The sequence below is a fragment of the Actinosynnema sp. NPDC023587 genome (assembly GCF_040640215.1).
GTDB lineage: Bacteria > Actinomycetota > Actinomycetes > Mycobacteriales > Pseudonocardiaceae > Actinosynnema.
Window position 1 is genome coordinate 406,737 of record NZ_JBFABG010000001.1, and the last position, 16,030, is coordinate 422,766.

The window sequence follows — 16,030 nt, forward strand, 5'->3', positions numbered from 1 at the left end:
CGGGACCTCGGTGCGACCCCGGTCGCGCCGAGGTCCCCGCCGGCGGCGGTCCGCGCGCCGGGGCGCTACTTCGTCAGCTTGAGCAGGCTCAGGGCCTCCACGAGGTCGTGCGCGACCAGCGCGCGGGTCTCCGGCGGCAGCGGCCCGGCGTCCGGGGGCACCAGCGCCTTGGTGTACCCCAGCCGGGCGGCCTCGGTGAGCCGGCGGCCCACGCCGTTCACCCGCCGCAACTCCCCCGACAGTCCGACCTCGCCGACCACCACCAGGTCGTGCGGCAGCGGTTGGTCGGTGGCCGCCGACGCGACCGCCAGCGCCACCGCGAGGTCCACGGCGGGCTCCACGAGCCGCATCCCGCCGACCGTCGCGACGAAGACGTCCTTGTTGTGCAGCGACATCCGGCCGCGCTTCTCCAGCACCGCCAGCGCCATCGCCACCCGGGCCGAGTCCAGCCCGCTGACCGCCCGGCGCGGTGACGGCAGGTGCGTCGCGGTCACCAGCGCCTGCACCTCGCCGAGCATCGGCCGCTTGCCCTCCACGACCACCGTGACGGCCGTGCCGGTGACGTCCTGCTCGCGCCGGTTGAGGAAGAGCCCCGACGGGTCGGCCACGCCCACGATCCCGTCGTCGCGCAGCTCGAAGCAGCCCACCTCGTCGGCGGGGCCGTAGCGGTTCTTGATGCCCCGGACCAGCCGCAGGCTGGAGTGCCGGTCGCCCTCGAACTGGAGGACCACGTCGACCAGGTGCTCCAGGATTCGCGGCCCGGCCACCGAGCCGTCCTTGGTGACGTGCCCGACCAGCACGATCGGCAACCCGCGCTCCTTCGCCAGGGACACCAGGCTCGCGGTGACCGCGCGCACCTGGGTGACGCCGCCGGGCGTGCCGTCCACCTCGGGCGAGGACATCGTCTGCACCGAGTCCACGATCAGCACGCCGGGCCGGACCGCCTCCACCTGCCCCAGCACCGCGCCCAGGTCGCTCTCCGCGGCGAGGTACATCTGGCCGTGGATGTTGCCGGTCCGCTCGGCGCGCAGCCGCACCTGGCCCGCCGACTCCTCGCCGGTGATGTACAGCGAGGGCACGCCGCCCTTCACCGCCCACTGGTAGGCGACCTCCAGCAGCAGCGTCGACTTGCCGACCCCCGGCTCACCGGCGAGCAGCACGACCGCGCCGGGCACCAGACCGCCGCCCAGCACCCGGTCCAGCTCGGACACGCCGGTCTTGCGGGCGCGCGCCGACTCGATGTCCACCTCGCCGATGGGCCGGGCCGGCGAGCTCGGCGCGCCGGCCACCACCCGGGAGGCGGACCGGGTGACGCCGCGCTCCTCGACGGTCCCCCACGCCTGGCACTCCGGGCACCGGCCGACCCACTTGGCGACCTCGTTCCCGCACTCGGCACACCGGTAGGTCGTCGTCGCCCGCCCGTTCTTCACCACGGCACGCAGGCTAACGACCACCCCCGACAACGCCGGAACCCGCCGTGCGGCGAGCGCGCGGCGGGTTCCGGCGGGACTGTGCGGCTGGGGGCGCTCCGGTCAGTGCTCGGAGGGCTCCTCCTTGCGCGGTTCCGGCGACGCGCCGATCGGCAGGTCGAGCGTGACCTGGCCGGCCTTCTCGAACAGGAACGTCACCCGCAGCGTCTGACCGGGGCGCAGGTCCTGCTTGAAACCCTTCAGGGTGATCTTCGCCTTGCCCGGCTCCAGCGGGGAGACCGACGCCGACGCGGTCGGGCGCACCGAGCTGCCCGGGGGTTGGCCCGCCGTGGTCGTCCCGGTCACCGGGGAGCCGGTGGTGCCCGTCGTGGTGCCCGTCGTGGTGCCCGTGGAGCTGCCGGTGGTCTCGGGAGCCCCGGACGTGCCGGAGGTCCCGGACGACGGCGTGGTGGTCGCGGTGGCCGTCGACCCGGCGGAGCCCGTCGACGAGCCGTGCGGGGTCGTGGTCAGGCGGGTGCCCTGGTCGTCCTGGTCGGCCCCGCTCTGGATCGTCGTGTTCGGCTCCAGCGCCGAGTCGCCGGCGACCTCGCCGCCCTCGGCGATGTCGGCGGACACCGAGATCAGCTTGTCGGGGGTCGCGCCGTTGTTCGCGACGACCACCACCACCGGGGCGTCGTCGCCCTCGCGGTAGTAGCCCTCCGCGACCGGGAACAGCAACTGGGCGTCCCGGACGGCGATGTCGCCGGCCTGGCCGTGCGCGCCGTTCACCGCGGCGACCTGCTGGTCGGTCTGGGTGATCTGACCTGCGCTGCAACCCGCGGCGGCCAGGCCGAGGCCCGCCGCGACGGCGGCCACGAGGGCCAGGCGGCGTGGCGCTGGGGACTTCTGCGGTGCGCGACCCACGGCTTCTCGGATCCTTCCGGTGAGCTGACCAGGCGAGGCCGTACCCAGGCAGGAGCGGGCCGACCACCAGCGAGGAGCCTAACCGGGGTGCCGATCACGCACCTCATGTGGTGCCCCACAGCCGCCGGAGCCGTCCACAGTGGAGCAAGATCGACCTCGGCCGTTGCACGCGACTGGGCGGTTTGTCAACCCCCCTCGTGGTCCTGACCTGCGCGAACTGATCTCCGGACGCCGAAGAGGGGATTGCCCGACGTGTTAGGATGGGGTTAGCGAAAGGGGCAGAGGACACATGGTTTTCAAGGTCGGAGAGACCGTCGTCTACCCGCACCACGGTGCCGCTCTCATCGAGGCGATCGAGACCCGGTTGATCAAGGGCGAGGAGAAGAAGTACCTCGTCCTCAAGGTCGCCCAAGGTGACCTGACGGTCCGCGTCCCCGCCGACAACGCCGAGATCGTCGGTGTGCGTGACGTCGTCGGCCAAGAGGGTCTGGACAAGGTCTTCGAGGTCTTGCGCGCTCCTCACACCGAGGAGCCGACCAACTGGTCCCGGCGGTACAAGGCCAACCTGGAGAAGCTCGCGTCCGGTGACGTGAACAAGGTGGCCGAAGTGGTGCGCGACCTGTGGCGGCGTGAGAAGGACCGCGGTCTGTCCGCAGGTGAGAAGCGGATGCTGGCGAAGGCTCGACAGATACTGGTTAGTGAGTTGGCGCTCGCCGAGGGCACCGACGAGGACAAGGCAGAGGTCCTCCTCGACGAGGTCCTGGCCACCGCGTCCTGATCATCGAATCCCACGCGTAAGAGATCCGCGAACATGGGTGTTGTCGCGCTCGTGCCCGCGGCGGGCCGGGGTGAGCGGCTGGGCCACGGGCTGCCCAAGGCGCTCGTACCGGTCGGTGGCGTGCCACTGCTGGTGCGTGCCGTGCGAGGTCTGTTCCAGGCGGACCGCGTGCAGCACGTGGTGATCGCCGCACCTCCGTCCGATGTGGACACTGTGAACACCGTCACCGCCCCGTTGGCACCCGCCGGCGGGGCGGTACACGTGTTGGCGGGCGGTGCCGAGCGGTCCGACTCGGTCCGGCTGGCGCTGGCGTACGCGCTGCGCGAGCTCCCGGGCACCACCATCGTCCTCGTGCACGACGCCGCCCGCGCCTTCACCCCGCCGCACGTGGTGCGCGCCGTGGTGGACGCCGTCGCGGCGGGCAGGCCGGCGGTGATCCCGGTGCTCCCGGTCGCCGACACGGTCAAGGAGGTCGACGCGGCCGGCGTGGTCGTCGCCACCCCCGACCGCGCGGCGCTGCGGGTCGTGCAGACCCCGCAGGGCTTCGACGCGCGGGTGCTGCTGCGCGCGCACGAGGCCGGTCACCACGCGACCGACGACGCGGGCCTGGTGGAGCGGCTGGGCGTGCCCGTCACCACCGTGCCGGGGCACCAGAACGCCATGAAGATCACCACTCCGTTCGACCTCGCGGTCGCGGAGGCGCTGCTCGTGGGAGGCCAGGCGTGAGGGTCGGCATCGGTTCCGACGTCCACCAGGTGGAAGCGGGACGGGACTGCTGGATCGCGGGACTGTTCTGGGAGGGCGTCGCCGGGTGCGCGGGCCACTCGGACGGCGACGTCGCCGCGCACGCCCTGTGCGACGCCCTGCTGTCGGCCGGCGGCCTGGGCGACCTGGGGTCGGTGTTCGGCACCGCCGACCCGCGCTGGTCCGGGAAGCACGGCGTCGAGTTCCTCGCCGAGGTGCGCCGGCTGCTCGCCGGGGAGGGCTACCGGGTGGGCAACGCGGTGGTCCAGGTGATCGGCAACGCTCCTCGGATCGGCAAGCGCCGGGACGAGGCGCAGCGCGTGCTGTCGGCCGCCGCCGGCGGCCCCGTCTCGGTCAGTGGGACGACGACGGACGGCCTGGGCCTCACCGGTCGAGGTGAGGGCGTCGCCGCGATCGCCACCGCGCTGGTCGTCCCGCTGGACGGACCGCCGCACTAGCCTGGGCGCATGGCGATCATCCTCAGCGCGGCGACGCGCGACCTGGTGGACGGCCGGAACTACGCCACGATCTCCACGCTCAACAAGGACGGCAGTCCGCAGAGCTCGGTCATGTGGATCACCCGGGACGGCGACGACATCCTGTTCTCGACCGTGCGCGGCCGGCTCAAGGAGCGCAACCTGGGCCGTGACCCGCGGGCCAGCGTCTCGGTGTGGGACAAGCAGGACCCCGAGAACTACGTGGAGATCCGCGGCACCGTGACGATCGTCGAGGACGAGGGCCGGGCGCTCGTCGACGCCCTGGCGCGGAAGTACCTGGACGGCCCGTACCCCGGCGAGGAGCCGGACGTGGTCCGCGTGGTCCTGCGCCTGACGCCGACCAAGGTCACCGGCAACGCGAAGTAGCGGACGGGCGAGGAGGCGCGGCGGGGGCGTGGCCGGCATGACCGCTCCCCTGCCCCGTTCCCCGGCCTGTCCGGAGCGGTGTGGTGTGGCGTCCACCTCCGGCCGGAAGCCTTCACCCGAGAGGTCCAGACCACGTAGCGTGCGGATGTGACGATCCGCGCCGTGCTCTTCGACTTCTCCGGCACGCTCTTCCGCCTCGAACACGACTCCCTGGTCGAGCACGCCGACCTGATGCGGGCGCTCACCGCCCCGGTCGGCGTCGCCGAGGGGCTGGACATCGACCCCGACGAGTGGGAGCGCCGCGACCTCGACGGCGACCTCCACCGGGACCTGCACGTCAAGGCGCTGCTCGCGGCCGGGGCGGTGGACCCGCACGACTTCTACGCCCGGCTGTGCTCGCCGCCGTTCTGGCAGCCCTACCCGGACACCGCGACGGCGCTGGGCACCGACCTGCCGACCGCCGTGGTGAGCAACATCGCGTGGGACGTCCGGACCGTCTTCGCCCGGCACGGCGTCGAGGACCGGGTGGACGAGTTCGTGCTGTCCTTCGAGGTCGGCCACGTGAAGCCGGACCCGAAGATCTTCCGGATCGCCTGCGACCGGCTGGGCGTGCACCCGAGCGAGGCGCTGATGGTCGGCGACAGCGAGGAGGCCGACGGCGGCGCGGCGGCGGTGGGCTGCCGGGTGGCGATCGTGCCCCCGCTGGAGACCGGCGAGCGACCCGACGCGCTGCTCCGGGTGCTCCGCGACCACGTGGCGTAGGCATCCGGCACAAGCACAACCCGCCGGGCGATTCAACCCCGCCCGGCCAACGGCCGTACCATTCCCACGTGAGCCTCCACCTGTACGACACGGCGAGCCGGTCCATGCGGGCATTCCTCCCGCAGGTCTCCGGAACGGCGTCGATCTACGTGTGCGGGGCGACCGTGCAGGGTGTGCCCCACATCGGCCACGTGCGCAGCGGGCTCAACTTCGACGTGCTGCGGCGCTGGCTCGGCCGCACGTACGCGGACGTCCGGCTGGTGCGCAACGTCACGGACATCGACGACAAGATCCTGGCCAAGGCCGCCGACCACGGCCGCCCGTGGTGGGAGTGGGCCTACCAGCACGAGCGCGAGTTCGAGGACGCGTACACGGCGCTGGGCTGCCTGCCGCCGTCCTACGCGCCGCGCGCCACCGGCCACGTGTCGCAGATGGTCGACCTGATGCAACGCCTGGTGGACCGCGGCCACGCGTACGCGGCGCGGGGCGACGTCTACTTCTCGGTCACGTCGTTCCCGGAGTACGGCGCGCTGTCCGGCCAGAAGCTCGACGACGTGCACCAGGGCGAGACGACGGGCCGGGGCAAGCGCGACCCGCGCGACTTCACGCTGTGGAAGGCCGCGAAGCCCGGTGAGCCGTCCTGGCCGACGCCGTGGGGTCCGGGCCGGCCCGGCTGGCACCTGGAGTGCTCCGCGATGGCCACCACCTACCTGGGTGGCACGTTCGACATCCACGGCGGCGGCATCGACCTGATCTTCCCGCACCACGAGAACGAGCAGGCGCAGTCCCGCGCGGCCGGCGACGGGTTCTCGCGGTACTGGATGCACAACGCGTGGGTGACCCTCAGCGGCGAGAAGATGTCCAAGTCGCTGGGCAACACGGTCGCCATCCCCGAGCTGCTCAAGCAGGTCCGCGCGGCCGAGCTGCGCTACTACCTGGTCGGCCCGCACTACCGGTCGACCATCGAGTTCTCCCGCGAGGCGCTCGACGACGCGGTGTCCGCGTACCGGCGGATCGAGTCGTTCCTGCGCCGCGTGGTGGAGCGGACCGGGTCGATCGGCGAGGAGGGCGTGCTGTCCGAGGCGTTCACCGCGTCGATGGACGACGACATGGGGACACCGGGTGCGGTGGCCGCGATCCACAAGCGGGTCCGGGAGGGCAACACGGCGCTGGAGGCGGCGGACGACCTGACCGCCCGCGCGGCGGCCGAGTCGGTGCGCGCCATGGCCGGTGTGCTCGGCGTCGACCCGCTGACGTGGACCGACAACACGACCGACGGGACGGGCAGCCGACAGGCGCTGGCCACGTTGGTCGAACACGTGCTGGAAGAGCGCGTGAAAGCCCGCCAGGACAGGGACTTCGCGAAGGCCGATGCGCTGCGCGACCACCTGCTGCTGGCCGGGATCGCCGTCGAGGACACCCCCGACGGTCCACTGTGGACCTTGAAGGACGACTGAAGCCCGTGGCAGGGAACTCCAAGCGCCGGGGTGCGATGCGCAACCCCGGGTCCAAGAAGGGCGCGGTCGTCGGTTCCGGCGGGCAGAAGTCGAAGGGCTTGCAGGGCAAGGGCCCGACGCCCAAGGCGACGGACCGGCCGAACCACCCCGCGTACAAGCGCGCCCAGGCGAGCGCCAAGGCCGACCAGAACCGCTCGCGCCGCCAGAAGTCCGGGGAGAACTCGCCGGAGACGGTCGCCGGGCGCAACCCGGTGGTCGAGTGCCTGCGCGCGGGCATCCCGGCGACGGCGCTCTACGTGGCGATGGGCATCGAGGCCGACGACCGGGTCGCCGAGGCGGTGAAGCTGGCCGCCGACCGGGGCATCTCGGTGCTGGAGGTGCAGCGCGGCGAGCTGGACCGGATCACCGGCGGCGCACTGCACCAGGGCCTCGGGCTCCAGGTGCCGCCCTACGAGTACGCCGAGCCGCGCGAGCTGCTCAAGCTCGCCCGCGAGTCCGACAACCCGCCGCTGCTGGTGGCGCTGGACGGCGTGACCGACCCGCGCAACCTGGGTGCCGTGGTGCGCTCGGCGGCGGCGTTCGGGGCGCAGGGCGTGGTGCTGCCGCAGCGGCGCTCGGCGAGCATCACCGCCGTGGCGTGGCGGACCAGCGCGGGCACCGCGGCGCGGCTGCCGATCGCGATCGCGACGAACCTCACCCGGCAGTTGCGCGAGTGGGCCGAGGCGGGCCTGATGATCGTGGGCCTGGACGCCGACGGCGACGTCGACGTGGACGGCCTCGACCTGGCCACCGGGCCGCTGGTGGTGGTCGTGGGCTCGGAGGGGCGCGGGCTGTCCCGGTTGGTCCGGGAGACCTGCGACCAGACCGTGTCGATCCCGATGGCGGCGGGCGTGGAATCGCTCAACGCGTCGGTGGCGGCCGGTGTGGTGCTCGCGGAGGTGGCCCGTCGACGCAGGTCGGAGCTTTGACCGGGGGTGACGGCGGGCGGTTTGTCACCCGATCGGCAACCTCGCCGGCGACCGCCGGATAAGGTTCCCGGCGATGTCCTTCGCCACGCCCCTGTTCCTGTGGTTCTTCCTGCCGCTCGTGCTCGCGGCGGTCCTCGTCGCGCCCCGGACCTGGCGCAACGGGGTCGTGGCGGTCGCCAGCCTGTTCTTCTACTTCACCGGCGCGGGCGGGACGACGTTCCTGCTGCTCGGCGCGATGGTGGTGAACTACCTGGCGGGCCGCCGGCTGGAGCCGGGCGCGCCGGGCGACCGGAAGCTGGTCCTGGTCGGCGCGATCTGCCTGAACCTGGGCGTGCTGCTGGTCTGGAAGTACCTGGGGTTCGCCACCGAGCAGCTCGCCGCGATCGCGTCGATCATCGGCGTGGACCTGCCGGTGGTACACCTCGCGCTGCCGATCGGCATCTCGTTCTACACGTTCCACCACATCTCGTACGTGGTGGACGTGTACCGGGGTGAGCGGCCCGCGCTGAAGGAGCCGGTCGCGTTCGTCACCTACATCGCGATGTTCCCCCAGCTCGTGGCCGGGCCGATCGTCCGGTACCGGGAGATCGCGGACCAGTTGCCGCAGCGGCGGCTGCACCGGTGGGACGACATCGCGGCGGGGTTCCCGAGGTTCGCGCTGGGGCTCTGCAAGAAGGTCGTCATCGCCGACTCGCTGGCTCCGCTGGTCGACGCCTGCTTCGCCACCCCGAACGACCGGATGACCTTCGCGATCGCCTGGTTGGGCGCGATCGGTTACACCCTGCAACTGTACTTCGACTTCTCCGGCTACTCGGACATGGCGATCGGGCTGGGCCGGATGCTCGGCTTCCGGTTGCCGGAGAACTTCGCCCGGCCGTACTCCTCGGTGACCATCACCGAGTTCTGGCGGCGCTGGCACATGTCGCTGTCCCGCTGGTTCCGGGACTACGTCTACATCCCGCTGGGCGGCAACCGGACCGGCGTGCTGCGCACCTACCGGAACCTCGGGATCGTTTTCGTGCTCACCGGTTTCTGGCACGGAGCCAACTGGACGTTCCTCGTCTGGGGTTTGTTCCACGGCGGCCTGCTGGTCCTGGAACGGCGTTTCGGCTGGGATTCCGGTCCGGTCACCACCCGCGCCCGAATTGCCCGGCGGGTGCTCACCACCGTGCTCGTGGTAATCGGCTGGGTGTTCTTCCGGTCGGCGGACCTCGGCGACGCGTTCACCATCATCGGCCACCTCCTGGTACCCGATTTCGGGGGCCTGGGGGAAGCCGTGGCAGCCGCCGCGACCAATCAGCGGATTGTGCTCCTGGTCGCCGCGCTGGCGATTGTGATAATGCCCGCGCACCCCGTGACGGGCCCTTACCTGGAGTCCTCTCGGGACAAGATCGCGGTAGCCGCTAGGGTGTCCCTGATGACGGTGGGCGTTGCCTACGCGGCGATCCTGGTCGCCAGCGGCACGTTCAGCCCGTTCCTGTACTACCAGTTCTGATGATCGACAAGCGGGCCTCGGCAACAATTGTCGAACGGTGCTCCGACCGCACGCTGGTCGGCCCGCACGAACGCGCTGGACCGCACGGACCAGCGGTGCGACGACCAATGGAGGTCGCCTTGACCCCGAGTAGGCGGGCTTTGCGCACGGCGGGTCACCTACCGTCAACTGTCAAGAATAGTTACCCGGCCCATCGCCATTGTAACTACTTTATGTAACTGATCTGGTCCGTTCGGGTACACACTGTGGTAGGACAGAGAGTGAACAACCAGCAGCTTCTACCGTGCTAACCGAGATAATTGTTACTTCGGGTGGGGGTCACGTGACTCACTCATCGGGGCCGACGAACCTGGAGGAGCGGTGACTTCCGGGGGGACGATCCGCGCGCTCGTGGGCAACCGCGAGTTCCGCGGCATGTGGATCGGTTCGACCGTGTCCACCGTCGGCGACCAGTTCGCGGCGGTGGCGCTGTCACTCCTGGTGTTCGAGCGCACGGGCTCCCCCGCGTGGACCGCTCTGACCTGGTCCCTCACGCTGCTCCCGGCGCTGGTGTCCGGCCCCCTGCTGGGCTGGGTCGCGGACCGGTACCCCCGACGCACGGTGATGGTCTGCTGCGCCTGGGCGCAGGCCGCCCTGGTCGGTCTGATGGCGCTGCCCGGCGTACCGCTGTGGATCATGATAGTCCTCCTGGTCGCCGTGCTGATGATCGCCTCCCCCTTCCTGGCCGCCCAGGAGGCGAGCCTCCCCTCCGTGCTGCCGGACAAGCGCTACGACGACGGCGTCGCCCTGTTCGGGACCTCCGTGGACGTGGCCCAGATGGCCGGTCTGGCCGGGGCGGGCTTCCTGGTCACGGCGGCGAGCCCGCAGGTGGCGCTGGCGGTCGACGCGGTGACGTTCGTGCTGGTCGCGATCCTGATCCAGGCGTCGGTGACGTTCCGCCCGGCGGCCGACCCGCTCGGCTCGGAGCATCGGGAAACCGAAGATCGAAAAGGAGCTTTCGCGCTGCTCGTCACTGAGCCGCGGTTGCGCTCTCTAATGGGTATGCGCATGTTGGCAGGCATCGCCATGGTGCCCGAGGGCCTGGCCGTGCCGTTGGCGGCCGACCTGGACGCGGTGTGGGCCGTGGGGCTCATCCTGGCCATCGAGCCGGCGGCGAACGTGCTGGGGGTGGCGGTGCTGTTCCGGTTGGTGCGGGACCCGGCGAAGCGCGAGCGGCTGATCGGGCCGCTGGCGATCCTGTCGCTGGCCCCGCTCGTCCTGTTCGCGCTGAACCCCAACCTGACCTGGACGATCGCCCTGCTGGTGATCGCCGGCATGGCCGGGGCCTACCACACGCCCGCGCGCTCGGCGTGGATGCGCATCCTGCCGGACGCCTACCGCGGACGCGCCTACGGCATCGCCCGCACGGCGCTGCGGTCCAGCCAGGGGGGCGGCATGGCCCTGGCGGGTGTGGTCGCGCACGCGATCGGCTCGGTGACCGCGACCCTGGCGGGCGCGGGTGCCATCGGGCTGCTCCTCGCGGGGCAGGCGACCGTAGCCTGGAACCGGGCAAGGGCCAGGACCGACCCGAACACGGTGACCACATGAAACGTACTCATCACGAATGGCGATTCTCATGACGAGGCGTTCGTGCGCGCTCAGCGAGAACGCACGCACGTACGGTGAAGATTCAGGACCGGGCTCAAGGAGAGCGATGGGGTCACCACTCGCGGTTACGCATGGCAGACACTCCTCTACTCGCAGCTTGGGTACCGAGGGGGGCCGTAAGGCCGTCGCTGCGCCGGCGAGTGGCCGCACGGCGGCGGCATGAGTGTAGGGGGACGTGGTGGAGAACAGTTTGCCTGACCACGGGCCGTCCGCGACAGCCAAGTGGCGTCTGAGGCGCAACTGGGACCTTTGGGCGCTGCGCCGCACCGCGATCGGCTACATCCTTTCCGTCGAACTGGTGGTGGCAATTGCCGCCATTTGGCTGCTGGCTACCCTCGGTTCCGCACCGACCACGGATTGGCTCCGCTTCGCGGCCCTGCTGTTGGCCGTCACGATCCACTTGACGACCGTGCGCCGGGCCGAGGAATCCCGTCGGGACGAATCCGCGGGGCCGTACTTCGACCTCACGTCCGTGTGGACTTTCGCCGCGGCGATCGTGCTGCCACCCGCCTTGGCCGTGCTGGTCGCGGTGTGGCTGCGGATCGTGCTGTGGCCGATCGCCCGGCGGCAGCCGTACCGGTTCGTGTTCACCTCCGCGCACATCGTGGCGAGCACGCTGCTCGCGAACGCGGCCGTCCACCTGTCGGGATTCTCGCTCGACGCCTCCGGCCGGGTCTTGACGGACCTGGCCCTGCTGGGCGTGCTGGTCCTGGTGGCCGCGCTGTACTGGTTCGTCCAGGTGCTGCTGATGACCATCGCGCTGAAGATCGTCAACCCGCAGACCCGGTTCGTGGACTCGCTGGGCACGCGCAACGACAACATGCTGGAGATGACCACGCTGGGCGTCGGCGCGATGCTCGGCCTGCTGGTCGCCACGCACTGGGTCGCGCCGCTGCTGCTGGTCCTGCCGGTGATCCTGGTCAACGCCCTGCTGCACCGCGCGTCGGAGCGGCAGGCCCACCTGGAGCGGCTGGTCGCCGAGCAGCACAAGGCGCACCTCCAGCTCACCAAGGACGCGCACACCGACTACCGCACCGGCCTGTTCAACACCAACGGCCTGAGCGAGCACGCGGGCCGGCTGACCGAGCGGTGCCGGCACGCGGACCTGCCGGTGACCGTGCTGGCGATCGACCTGGACCACTTCAAGCGGATCAACGACACGTGGGGCCACCCGGCGGGCAACGCGGTGCTGGCCGAGGTGGGCCGCATCCTGCGCGAGAAGCTGCGTCCCGGCGACGTGGCGGGCCGGGACGGCGGCGAGGAGTTCGTGGTCGTGCTGGCCGAGACGGGCCTCGCGCAGGGCACCGCCATCGCGGAGCGGGTGCGCGAGGCGATCGGCGAGATGTCCGTGGTGACCACCGACAAGCACCGCAACACGGTGACCCTGCGGGGACGCAACCTGCCGCTGACCGAGGACGGCCCGGAGGTGCGGGCGATCTCCGCGTCCGTCGGCGTGGCCGTGGTCCCGGACAACGGCGACAACCTGCTGGCCGCCCAGCACAGCGCCGACGCGGCGCTCTACGCGGCCAAGGAGAACGGCCGCAACCAGGTGCGCGTGGCGGGCATCGACATCCAAGCCCACCGGCTGCCCGTGCCGCGCGTGGACGAACCCGTGCCGCTCGTGGACGAACCCGAGATCACCCGCTCCGCCTGAGCCGGGCGCGCGACCGGCACCCTCCGAGCTAGCGGAGGGCCTGACGCGCATCAGCGCGCACATCCGCGTCCGTGTCACCCAGTGCCCGTTCCAGCGCAGCCGAAACATCGAGCCGGTCAGCCCACTGCGCGGGTACCCGGACCACGGCTTTCCTAACGTCGGGGTGGCCGTCCGCCAGGCACCCCACCACCGCTCCGGGCTCCTCCACCGCCCTCATCCGGACCTGCCGGGCCGGGTCGTCCAGCCCCCATGCGGCGACCGGCCGCGACGCCGCGAACCACCAGGCCGGCGGCACGGACCAGCAGGTCGGGGTCGTGCGCGAGGATCACCAGCACGTCCGGTCCGGCGCGCAGCGCGCCCCGCCCCGTGGCCACCTGGACGCACGGCTCCCGTTCCGGGTCGTCCGGCGCGTGCGGTGCCGGCAGCCCGCGAACTCCACTCGAACAGCCCGCGACCGAATGGTCGTCCGGCGCGATCTCCACCCCCACGCCGATCTCGGAGATGAGCGTCTCCACGTGGTGCGTGCGGCGGTCGCGTCCACTGTGGAACGTCCCCGTGGACGGCCCGGTCAGACTTCCGCGCGGCTCCGCGAGCCGCCGAGAACCCGGCACACGACGTAGATCAGGAAGGACACCGCCGTGACGAACGCGCTCACCGGCACGCCGGGGGCGAGCGACAGCAGGATTCCCAGCAGCACGGCGGTTTCCGCGAACACCACCGCCAGCACGGTCGCCTTGACCGGCGACGCGGTGACCCGGCTCGCGGCGGCGGCCGGTGTGATCATCAGCGACAGCACCAGGAGCGCGCCGACGATCTGCACGCTCAGCGCCGTGGCGATGCCCACCAGCACCGCGAAGATCACCGCGAGCGTGCGCACCGGCACGCCCCGCGCCGTCGCCACGCCCGGGTCGACCGAGGCGAAGTGCAGCGGCCGGTAGATGACCGCCAGCACCACGAGCACCGCGACCGACGAGCCGACCAGCAGCCACATGTCGGTCGAGCCGACGTTCACGATCTGCCCGGTCAGCAGGCCGAACTTGTTGGCCGACCGGCCCTTGTACATGAACAGGAACAGCACGCCCAGGCCGAGCCCGAACGCCAGGATCGCGCCGATCACCGAGTCCCGGTCGGAGTCGCGCCGGGACAGCAGCCCCAGCAGCAGCGCCGCCACCACGGACCCGGCCAGCGCGCCGTAGCCGACCCCGACGCCGACGAGCAGCGCCGCCGCGCCGCCGGTGAAGGCGAGCTCGGACGTGCCGTGCACGGCGAACGCCATCTTGCGGGTCACCACGAGCGGCCCGAGCAACCCGGCCACCACGCCCAGCACCGCACCCGCCAGCAGCATCTGCCGCACGAAGTCGTACCCGAGCAGGTCGACCGTGAGCGACAGGTCGAAGAAGTTCTCCATCAGTCCTCATCCGCCAGGTGGTGCGGCTCTTCCTCGCACACGTGCTGCGCGCCGACCACGTGGATCTGGCCGCGCACGCGGACCACCTCGACGTTCGTGCGGTAGAGCGCGGACAGCGTGGCCGACGTCATCACGTCGGCCGGCGCGCCGATCCGGAAGCGACCGTCCACCAGGTACAGCACCCGGTCGACCAGCGGCAGGACCGGGTTGATCTCGTGGGTCACGAAGAGCACGGCGGTGCCGGCCGCGCGCCGCCTGCGGTCGATCAGGTCGCTGACCACCCGCTGGTGCGCGAGGTCCAGCGAGAGCAGGGGCTCGTCGCAGAGCAGCACCTTCGGGTCGCCCACCAGCGCCTGCGCCACCCGCAGCCGCTGCTGCTCGCCACCGGACAGCAGCCCGACTGGGTCGGCGGCGTAGCGGGTCGCGCCGACGGCGGCCAGCGCGGTGTCCACCGCGGCCCGCCGCCGGCCGCGGTTGCGCCAGCCGATGCCCCAGTCGTGCCCGTCCAGGCCGAACCCGACCAGGTCCCGGCCGCGCAGGGTGAGCGACGGGTCCAGCGCGCGCTGCTGCGGGATGTAGCCGATGCGCCGGTTGCCGCCGACCACGTCCACCGTGCCCGCGGAAAGCGGTTGCAGGCCCAGCAGCACGCGCATCAGGCTCGTCTTGCCCGACCCGTTGGGCCCCAGCACGGCCACGAACTCGCCGGGGGCCACGTCCAGGTCCAGCCCGTCCCACAGCACGCGGTCCCCGTAGGACAGTCGCGCCCCGCGCAGGGCCACCGCGCTCCGCACGGACTTGTCGCTCACCTGTGCGGTCATCCGCGAAGCGCCCCCGCCAACGCGTCCACCTGCTTCGTCATCCAGTCAAGGTAACCCGTCACGCCCTCCGGCAGCGTCTCGGTGACCTCGACGACCGGGACACCGGCCTTGCCCGCCTTCTCCACGACCTGCTTGACCGCCGTGTTCTCGGTCTGCACGTTGTTCACGATGGCGGACACCTGCTTCTCGTCCACCAGTCGGATGACATCCGCCAGCGCGGCGGCCGGGATGTCGGTCTCGCCCTCGACGGCCTCGCTGAACGTCTCCGGGGTGGCGTCCTCCACGCCCGCGACGTCCAGCAGGTAGTGCGCGACCGGCTCGGTCTCCAGCACCTTCTTGCCCTTGCCCACGCCGTCGAGGCGCTGGTGCAGCTCCTCCAGCCTGCGACCGAACTCGGCGGCGTTGTCGGTGAAGGCGGCCTTCTTGTCCGGCGCGATCTCGGACAGGTCGGCGGCGGCCTGGTCGGCGACCTTGCGCACGGTGTCCAGGTCGTACCAGACGTGCTCGTTGACCGAGTGGTCGTGCGGCTCCTCGGCGTGCGACTCCTCGGGGTGCGATTCCTCCGGGTGGGGCTCCTCGTGGTCGTGGATCTTGCCGGACAGCGGGAAGGTCTCGATCTTCTTGGCCTTCTCGGTCTCCGTGGTGAGGAGCGTGGCGAAGAAGTCGTCGTAGCCGCCGCCGTTGAAGATGACCAGTTGGGCGTCCCTCACCAGGGCCACGTCGGAGGGCTTGCTGTTGTAGGAGTGCGGGTCGCCCGAAGGGTCGTTGATGATCGCGGTGACGTCGACCGCGTCGCCGCCCACGGCCTTGACGACGCTGCCCCACACGTTGGTCGAGGCGACGACCTTGATCTTGCCGTCGGCGGTCGGGGAGGCCGGTGAGCCGCCGCAGGCGGTGAGGGCGACGGCCGTCACGGCGGCCACCGCGCCGAGCATCGCGTTACGGACGGTCATGAGTGGACTCCTCGACAGGCTGATCGATAGGTAATGGAAACCGTTGTCGAGTTCAGTTTAGAACGCTGCGCCACCCGGACGTCCACCGACCGGGTGGTTTGTGGCCTGGAACGCCATCGGGGGCCACCCGCCGCAGCAGGTGGCCCCCGA

16 protein-coding genes are annotated in these 16,030 nt (G+C 71.4%); 10 read left to right on the forward strand and 6 right to left on the reverse strand.

Annotated elements, in window-relative coordinates:
- Window positions 1-65: 65 nt before the first annotated feature.
- Window positions 66-1,433: a DNA repair protein RadA gene (gene radA, locus AB0G01_RS01990; protein ID WP_360938600.1), complete on the reverse strand. Its 1,368-nt coding sequence runs from the start codon at window positions 1,431-1,433 to the stop codon at window positions 66-68.
- Between the two features lie 99 nt (window positions 1,434-1,532).
- The gene (locus AB0G01_RS01995; protein ID WP_360938603.1) at window positions 1,533-2,333 is read right to left on the reverse strand and encodes a hypothetical protein; all 801 of its coding nucleotides are present in this window, start codon (window positions 2,331-2,333) and stop codon (window positions 1,533-1,535) included.
- A 289-nt stretch (window positions 2,334-2,622) separates the two neighbouring features.
- Between AB0G01_RS01995 and AB0G01_RS02000 the strand changes: the two genes are divergently transcribed.
- The 10 genes from AB0G01_RS02000 (at window position 2,623) to AB0G01_RS02045 (ending at window position 12,701) form a co-directional block, all read left to right on the forward strand.
- A complete protein-coding gene (locus tag AB0G01_RS02000) occupies window positions 2,623-3,111 on the forward strand; it encodes a CarD family transcriptional regulator (protein ID WP_015097852.1) in 489 nt (162 codons plus the stop codon).
- A gap of 33 nt (window positions 3,112-3,144) precedes the next feature.
- Window positions 3,145-3,837 (forward strand): 2-C-methyl-D-erythritol 4-phosphate cytidylyltransferase, encoded by a 693-nt coding sequence (gene ispD, locus AB0G01_RS02005; protein ID WP_360938607.1) that lies wholly within the window; start codon window positions 3,145-3,147, stop codon window positions 3,835-3,837.
- On the forward strand, window positions 3,834-4,313 hold the full coding sequence (ispF, locus tag AB0G01_RS02010) for a 2-C-methyl-D-erythritol 2,4-cyclodiphosphate synthase (protein WP_360938610.1): 480 nt from the start codon (window positions 3,834-3,836) through the stop codon (window positions 4,311-4,313). The genes ispD and ispF overlap by 4 nt, the downstream gene beginning before the upstream one ends.
- Before the next feature lie 9 nt (window positions 4,314-4,322).
- The gene (locus tag AB0G01_RS02015) at window positions 4,323-4,718 is read left to right on the forward strand and encodes a PPOX class F420-dependent oxidoreductase (protein WP_360938613.1); all 396 of its coding nucleotides are present in this window, start codon (window positions 4,323-4,325) and stop codon (window positions 4,716-4,718) included.
- A gap of 147 nt (window positions 4,719-4,865) precedes the next feature.
- Window positions 4,866-5,480, forward strand: a complete 615-nt coding sequence (locus tag AB0G01_RS02020; RefSeq protein ID WP_360938616.1) for an HAD family hydrolase — start codon at window positions 4,866-4,868, stop codon at window positions 5,478-5,480.
- 68 nt (window positions 5,481-5,548) lie between these two features.
- Window positions 5,549-6,937 carry a cysteine--tRNA ligase gene (gene cysS / locus AB0G01_RS02025; protein WP_360938619.1) on the forward strand — a complete coding sequence of 463 codons (1,389 nt, stop codon included), beginning with the start codon at window positions 5,549-5,551 and terminating at the stop codon, window positions 6,935-6,937.
- Between the two features lie 5 nt (window positions 6,938-6,942).
- A complete protein-coding gene (gene rlmB / locus AB0G01_RS02030; RefSeq protein WP_360938622.1) occupies window positions 6,943-7,905 on the forward strand; it encodes a 23S rRNA (guanosine(2251)-2'-O)-methyltransferase RlmB in 963 nt (320 codons plus the stop codon).
- A 73-nt stretch (window positions 7,906-7,978) separates the two neighbouring features.
- Window positions 7,979-9,400 (forward strand): MBOAT family protein, encoded by a 1,422-nt coding sequence (locus AB0G01_RS02035; protein ID WP_360938625.1) that lies wholly within the window; start codon window positions 7,979-7,981, stop codon window positions 9,398-9,400.
- 360 nt (window positions 9,401-9,760) lie between these two features.
- Entirely contained in the window at window positions 9,761-10,987 is a 1,227-nt protein-coding gene (locus tag AB0G01_RS02040) for an MFS transporter (RefSeq protein WP_360938628.1), read from the forward strand.
- Between the two features lie 250 nt (window positions 10,988-11,237).
- Window positions 11,238-12,701: a GGDEF domain-containing protein gene (locus tag AB0G01_RS02045; RefSeq protein WP_360938631.1), complete on the forward strand. Its 1,464-nt coding sequence runs from the start codon at window positions 11,238-11,240 to the stop codon at window positions 12,699-12,701.
- Window positions 12,702-12,853: 152 nt separating this feature from the next.
- Here the strand turns inward: AB0G01_RS02045 and AB0G01_RS02050 are convergent, their stop codons facing one another.
- Genes AB0G01_RS02050 through AB0G01_RS02065 form a run of 4 tightly spaced genes read right to left on the reverse strand, consistent with a single transcriptional unit; the run spans window position 12,854 to window position 15,880 of the window.
- Complete coding sequence (locus AB0G01_RS02050; RefSeq protein ID WP_360938634.1) at window positions 12,854-13,216, reverse strand: hypothetical protein; 363 nt, start codon at window positions 13,214-13,216, stop codon at window positions 12,854-12,856.
- A gap of 53 nt (window positions 13,217-13,269) precedes the next feature.
- Complete coding sequence (locus tag AB0G01_RS02055; protein ID WP_360938637.1) at window positions 13,270-14,109, reverse strand: metal ABC transporter permease; 840 nt, start codon at window positions 14,107-14,109, stop codon at window positions 13,270-13,272.
- The gene (locus AB0G01_RS02060; protein ID WP_360938640.1) at window positions 14,109-14,927 is read right to left on the reverse strand and encodes an ATP-binding cassette domain-containing protein; all 819 of its coding nucleotides are present in this window, start codon (window positions 14,925-14,927) and stop codon (window positions 14,109-14,111) included. Before AB0G01_RS02060 ends, AB0G01_RS02055 begins: the two co-directional genes overlap by 1 nt.
- Complete coding sequence (locus tag AB0G01_RS02065) at window positions 14,924-15,880, reverse strand: zinc ABC transporter substrate-binding protein (protein ID WP_360938643.1); 957 nt, start codon at window positions 15,878-15,880, stop codon at window positions 14,924-14,926. The genes AB0G01_RS02060 and AB0G01_RS02065 overlap by 4 nt, the downstream gene beginning before the upstream one ends.
- Between the last annotated feature and the right edge of the window lie 150 nt (window positions 15,881-16,030).